The sequence below is a fragment of the Rhizobacter sp. genome (assembly GCF_031412495.1).
GTDB lineage: Bacteria > Pseudomonadota > Gammaproteobacteria > Burkholderiales > Burkholderiaceae_C > Schlegelella_A.
Map to the genome: position 1 here is coordinate 1 of NZ_JANODC010000415.1, position 6,593 is coordinate 6,593.

Annotated in this window: 4 protein-coding genes; 1 reads left to right on the forward strand and 3 read right to left on the reverse strand. The window is 71.0% G+C overall.

The features are described from left to right. Positions 1 to 435 precede the first annotated feature (435 nt). Complete coding sequence (locus tag AC30N0_RS15330) at positions 436 to 1,812, forward strand: FAD-containing oxidoreductase (RefSeq protein ID WP_489518768.1); 1,377 nt, start codon at positions 436 to 438, stop codon at positions 1,810 to 1,812. Between the two features lie 9 nt (positions 1,813 to 1,821). Here AC30N0_RS15330 and AC30N0_RS15335 read toward each other — a convergent pair whose 3' ends face one another. The 3 genes from AC30N0_RS15335 to AC30N0_RS15345 all read right to left on the reverse strand — a co-directional run. Further along, complete coding sequence (locus tag AC30N0_RS15335; RefSeq protein ID WP_489518769.1) at positions 1,822 to 2,823, reverse strand: porin; 1,002 nt, start codon at positions 2,821 to 2,823, stop codon at positions 1,822 to 1,824. Continuing rightward, positions 2,820 to 5,381: a choice-of-anchor D domain-containing protein gene (locus AC30N0_RS15340; RefSeq protein WP_489518770.1), complete on the reverse strand. Its 2,562-nt coding sequence runs from the start codon at positions 5,379 to 5,381 to the stop codon at positions 2,820 to 2,822. The genes AC30N0_RS15335 and AC30N0_RS15340 overlap by 4 nt, the downstream gene beginning before the upstream one ends. Before the next feature lie 64 nt (positions 5,382 to 5,445). Then, positions 5,446 to 6,593 (reverse strand): OmpA family protein (locus AC30N0_RS15345; protein ID WP_489518771.1); only part of this gene is annotated, 1,148 nt, incomplete at its 5' end.

Consider the following 6,593-nt stretch of genomic DNA (forward strand, 5'->3'; position numbering starts at 1 on the left):
CAGTCTCATGTTGCGACCCCCTTCCCTGCTCGGCGCCCAGACGAGCGGATTCGTGCCCTTCGGCACCGGCGGCTCGGTGCACGGCGATCTCGACGAACGCGCCCGGACGAGCTCGCCTTCGACCCTGCGCGTGGCCACGCCTGCACCCCCGGCCGACATTGCGCCATCCGTGCCCGACGCCCCCGGAGCGGTGACGTCGCCGGCCCCCGGCCTTTGCGCAGGGCAGGCACTTCATCCTGCACCACGAGCAGGCCTTTCCCGGGAAACGTGCCCCTGGCCTGATACTCGCGCCAGCATCGATGCGCGCGCTGCGCGACGCGTTTCGAGCGGCGCGCTCAACGGGGGAACAGGCATGACACTTCACGTCCCGGCGCTGTCCATCGACAGGATCGCCGGCCCGGCCCCGGGCACGATTCTCATCCCCATGACGCCGCGATGACCGAACGCGCCTTCGACGCGATCGTCATCGGCGCCGGCCAGGCCGGGCCGCCGCTCGCCGGGCGGCTGACGGCCGCCGGAATGACAGTCGCGCTCGTCGAGCGCAAGCGCTTCGGCGGCACCTGCGTGAACACCGGCTGCATGCCGACGAAGGCGCTGGTTGCCAGCGCCTACGCAGCGCACCTCGCGCGCCGCGCCGCTGACTTCGGGGTGACGATCGGTGGCGGTGTCGGCATCGACATGCCGGCCGTGAAGGCGCGCAAGGACAAGGTCGTGAACGATGCACGCGGCAGCCTCGAGCGCTCGGTCGGGAAGATGCCGGGCTGCACCGTCCTGAAGGGCACGGCGCGCTTCGAGTCGGCCAACACGGTGAGCGTGGGCGCCGAGCGGCTCTCGGCGCCACGCATCTTCATCAACGTCGGCGCTCGTGCCCTGATTCCGGACATGCCGGGCGTGCACGGTGTCCGCTACCTGACGAACACCTCCCTCCTCGAGCTGGCCGAGGTGCCGCGCCACCTCGTGGTCGTCGGCGGCAGCTACATCGGCCTCGAGTTCGCGCAGATGTACCGCCGCTTCGGCGCGCAAGTGACGGTGGTCGAGAAAGGACCGCGCCTGATCGGCCGCGAGGACGAGGACGTGTCCGCCGCCGTCGCGAAGATCCTGGAGGACGAAGGCATCGCCTTGCGCCTCGGCGCCGAGTGCATCCGCTTCGAGCCGCGCGGCGAGGACGTCGGCGTCGGCGTCGCGTGCGCCACGGGCGAGCCGCTGGTCATCGGATCGCACGCGCTGCTCGCGGTGGGCCGCGTGCCGAACACCGGCGACTTGGGTCTCGACCGTGCCGGGGTCGACGTCGACGCGCGCGGCTACATCCAGGTCGACGAGCAGCTGCGCACCCGCGTCCCCGGCATCTGGGCGCTCGGCGACTGCAACGGCCGCGGCGCCTTCACCCACACCGCCTACAACGACTTCGAGATCGTCGCCGCCAATCTGCTCGACGGCGAGGAGCGCAGGGTCGGCGATCGCATCGCGTGCTATGCGCTCTACGTCGACCCGCCGCTCGGCCGCGTCGGCATGACGGAGGCCGAGGCGCGCGCGAGCGGCCGGCCGGTCCGCGTCGGCACCCGGCCGATGACGCGAGTCGGCCGAGCCGTCGAAAAGGGCGAGACCGCCGGCTTCATGAAGATCGTCGTCGATGGCGCGACGAACGAGATCCTCGGCGCGGCGATCCTCGGCGTCGGCGGCGATGAGGCCATCCACGGCGTCCTCGACACGATGGCGGCGAGGGCGCCCTACCGGACGCTGCAGCAGGCGATGCACATCCACCCGACCGTGTCGGAGCTGATCCCGACCGTGCTGGGCGACCTCAAGCCCTGAGCGCCGCGCTCAGAAGGTGTAGCGAACGCCCACCGCGTAGGAGACACCGCGCGTCTGGTTGCGCATGCGGTCGTCGCTCCCGAGGACGTAGATGCTGGTCAGGCTGTCGTAGGCGTACACGTAGCCGAGGCTGACCGTGGTGTGCCTGCGCTCGACGGCCGGGCCGCGGCCGCTCGTGTAGGCGAACTGCGCCAGCACGTTGCCCGGGCCCGCCGGCACCGACACGCCGGCGCTCGACGAATGGCTGCGCACCTCGAGGCCGCGGTCGCGGATGCGGGTGTGCTGCGCGAAGGCGCGGACCAGGCCGAAGTTGTAGCTGGCGGCGAGCTGCACGGCGGTCTCGTCGGTCTCGTCGTCGATGCCGTTGTTGATGTGCACGCGCTGGGCGCCGAGCGCGACGGCGAGCACGCCGCGCGAGTAGAGGACGTAGCCACCGGCATAGTCGCCGCGGCTGTCGCCGCTGTCGCGCGCGACCATCACGTTGCCCGACACCCCGCTCTCGAAACGCGGTGTCGAATAGCTGACGGCGCGGTCCCAGTAGAAGTCGCCCTGCACCCCGTCGAGGCCGCCGCTCAGGAACAGGTGGCGTACGGCCGGCGAGAAGGCGATCGAGTTGCCGAAGGCGTTGAAGCGCGTCGTCTGCTCGAACAAGTACGTCTGCATCCGGCCGACGCGCAGCGCGCCGTAGTCGCTGGCCAGGGAGACGAAGGCGTTGCGCGACAGGAACGGGTCGTTGTCGTTGCGGCCGTAGGTGCGCTCCTCGAAGCGGAGGAAGGTCTCGAGCGTGATGCCCGGTGTCCAGCCGCCCTCGAAGCCGTGCTTGGCGTTGATGCCGACGAAGGTCGCCGAGAGCGAGTTGCTGTTGAGGCGGTGCTCGCGGTACTGGCCGCTCGGCTCGAAGCGCCCGTACGAGAGGTCGAGGGTGCCGTAATAGGAATAGTCGGTCTGGGCCCGGGCCGGAAACCAGGCGAGCAGGAGCAGGAGGGCGATGAAGCCGAGTCGTGACGTCACTTGGCTGGCCCTCCCCGGCGGGTTGCGCCGCCGCCTCGACGGCGCCGCTGCGCGAGCGTGGCGGCGGCGAGGAGGGCCAGCAGCCAGAGCGTCGGATCGAGCAGCGAGGTGCCCGAGCCGATCGAGCAGCCGCCGCCGCTCACATCGGCCGCCGCCTCGCCGCTGCCGCGCAGCGCGACGTCGCGGATCGCCGGATCGGCGTCGCTCGTGACGCGCAGGATGCCGACGGCGGCGCCTTCGCCGGACGGCCGGAACGACACGCTCAGCGTGCACTCGGTGCCGGGCGCCAGCACGAAGGGCACCCCGGCGCACGTCTTGGTCTCCATCGCGAAGGGGGCGGCGATCTGCAGATCGGTGACGGCGAGGCTGCGGCTGCCGGTGTTGGACAGCTTCAGCTCGACCGGAGTGGTGGCGGAGCCGACCACGGTGTCGGCGAAAGCCACCGACATGGACGACAAGGCCAGGGCCGCGGGCGTGGCGCTGCCGATCGCCGTGCCGCTGGCTGCGAGCAGCGGCGCGACCACCGGAACGGCCCCGGCCCCGGTGGCGAACTGCACCGACGCCGCCTTCGCGCCCGGTGCGGCTGGGGCGAACTGCACGCCGATCTCGCAGCTCGTCTTCTCGAACACGGCCTTGCCGGCCGCGCAATCCGCCGTGTCGAGCACGAAGTTCGATGCGCCGAGCCCGACGACGTTGGCGAACTGCAGGACGACGCCTCCCGGCCCGTCGTTGTAGAGCCGGACGCGGCTCGTGCGCGGCGTGCCCAGCTGGGTGTCCGCGAAATCGAGCCGGGTGATCGGCGTGCCGGTGGTGTCGGTCCAGCTCAGCACCGGCACCGCCCCGGCCGCGCCCTGGCCGCGCAGGTCGAGCGACAGCACCGCGAACGCCGCGCCGGAGCCGGCCGGCCGGGTGCGGATCGCAAACGTGCTCGCATAGGCCTGTGCCGCCGCGGGATCGAACCGGACATCGACGCTGCACGACGCGGCCGCGGCCAGCGTGGCGCAGCCCGCCCCCGCGACGAAGGTGAAACCGGGCACGCTGCCGGCGGCCGGGAGCTGCACCTCGAGGTCGCCGGCGGTGCCGCCGTTGCCGAGGGTCAGCGCCACCGGCGCGTACACGCCGCCGATGCTTTGCGTTCCGAACTGCACCACATCTCCCGACCCCAGCGACACGCCGCCACGGCGCACCGCCAGTCGGGGACCGCGGATGCCCAGGCCGTTCAGCAGGACGCTGTTGCTGTTCGCGCCCGCGATCTGGATGTTCAGCGTCGCCGGTCCACGCCGGCCGACGTCCGACGGGTTGAACCGGACCGTCAGTTCGCAGGACGGCGGCGTCCCGCCGATCGAGGCGGGCAAGCTCGCCAGCGCCTGGCAGCCGGTGCCGGCCAGCGTGTACTCGCCGCTGCTGGCGCCGGAGAGGGTGAAGCTCGATCCGTTGAAGGGCAGGGGCTGGCTGCCCTGGCTGAAGAGCGTCACCGTGCGCTCCAAAACGTTGTCGTTGTCGACCTCGACGCCCGGATCGGCCGGCGCATCGAACAGGCTCGACCTGTTCACCGTCGCCAGCGGTCCGGGATTGCCCTGCAGCTGAATCGTGGTCGTCCCGCCGAGCGTCGCGCCGCCGGCATCGACACGCCGGATCGTGAGGGCGCCGTTGCGCGGACCGACTGCTCCGGCGGCGAACCGCACGTTCAGCGCCAGGCTGCGCGGCAAGGCGCCGGAGGTCGCCGTGGTGACGCAGCCGTCGCCGCCGAGCGTGAACGGGGCGTCGAGCGTGAAGTCGCCGGGGAAATTGAAGGTGAGGGCATCGGCCCGGCAGATGCGGATGCGATCGCCCTTGTTGTCGGTGACGGTCGCCTGCAGCACGCCGGCCGGTGCCGTCAGCGGCGTGAAGTTGAGCGACGTCGGCGCGACGCTGAACTGGACGAGGCCGGTACCCCCGAGCGTGGCCGTCGACGAGGCCGCGAAGGTGTTGTGGCTGACGGTCAAGGTGCGGCCGTCGAAGCTGTTGACGGACTTGGGTGCGAAGGTGACGTCGAAGTCGCAGAAGGAACCGGCAGCGACGGACGGGCACGAAGCCGCCGGCACGCTGTAGTTGGTGTTGTCGCTGACCGCGATGCCGCTGACGGCGAGGGCAGCCGTCCCGTTGTTGCTCAGCCGGAAGGTCTGGGTGCGCGCGAGATCGACGGAAACGTCCGCAAAGGCGACATTCAGCGGCGACAGCGTGGCCAGCGGAAAGGTGGTCCTCGACAGGTACGCGGCGATGTTGGAGATGGTGTCGTTGAAGACAGCCGCATTGGCCGTCGCCAGCGGGTCGGTCACCAGCCCTCGCATGCCGGTGTTGATCTTGCCCTGCACGGTGGTCGCCGAGTGGCCCGCGGGGAAGGGTTGCTTGGTTCCGTCGACGCCGCCCGGGAGGTTGTGGCAGGCGAAGCACTCGGTCACGAACTGGCTCTTGCCGAGCTCCCAGTTGTTCAACGCCAGCGCCGGGCCGGCCGCTGCCAGAAGGGCAAGCCCACCGAGCCAGCGAGCCCAGCTCGAACCACGCGTCTGCATCTTCATCGCCCCACCTCCCACGAACATTCGACCGCGCGCAAGGCCGCGGGCGTGCCAGCCGAAGCAGCGATCAGACGCAGTCGACGACGCGGAACTCCACCCGGCGATCGAGCGCATCGCGCAGGTCGTCCGTCCCGAGCCCGACGAGCGCTTCCCGCGAGCCGGCCCCGGCTGCGCTCAGGCGCGCACCGAGGGCCCGGTTGTTCTGTTCGAGAAGCCGCTGCACGGCCTCGGCGCGCTGGCGCGACAGTGTCTCGTTGGCGCGGGCGCTGCCGGTGCGGCTCGTGTGGCCGACGATGCGCACGCAGGACTCTGCCTTGCCGGCCTGCTGCGCCAGCGACGAGATCCACAACTGGTACTGCTGCGGGAGGTCGCCGACCTGGTTGAACGTCGTGCGGCCCGGCTGGAACAGCAGCTTGACCGGAAGGCGCTTCAGCTCGAGGCCGGAACTGACCAGCTTGCCGAACGCGTCGCGTGCGGCGTCGCGCTGGCCCAGCTGCCAGCTCGTCAGGTACAGGCCGTTGAGGACGCGCAGGTCGCCGGGGTCGGCGATGGGCTCGGCTTCCTTGTAAAGCCGCTGCGCCACCGGGATCCGGCCTTCGTCGTAGGCGAGGATGGCCTCGTTCAGCACCGCCGCCGCCGGCAGGCGCGCCAGGTAGCCGGGGTCGGCCGGGTCGCCGATGCGGGTGTTGACCTGGCACGAGTTGATGTACGCCTGGATCGTGTTGTCCTTGTGCCAGGTCGGGCTGTCGCGATAGAAGGGCAGCGGCTCGGCGTTGACCGAGTCGACCGTCGCCCGGTCGAGCGCCTTGGCCACGACCTTGCCGGTGCGCAGGTCGATCAGCGTCAGCCAGACGCGGTAGGCATCGGGCGTCTTGTCGATGCTGCGCTCGATGTTCACCGGCGTGAGCGTGCCGATCAGGAGCAGCGGCTTGGTCGCCAGCGTGTTGCGCGTCAGCGGCGTGACCGCCCAGGAGCGAAAGCTCGTCTGCACCACCGATTCGAGCTGCGCCCCCATCCTGGCCGTGCTGACCGTCTGGCCTCCGGTGTTCGCGTCGATGAGGGGGTCGACCACGAGCACGCGCGCGTCGTCGCCGATCTGATCACGTGCCTGGGCGAACAGCTGCTGCCCGGCGCGGGCGATGGCGTCTTCGAACCGGAGTGCCGGCGGGGCGACGAACACGGTATTCGGGCCTGCCACCACGGGTGCTGCGATCG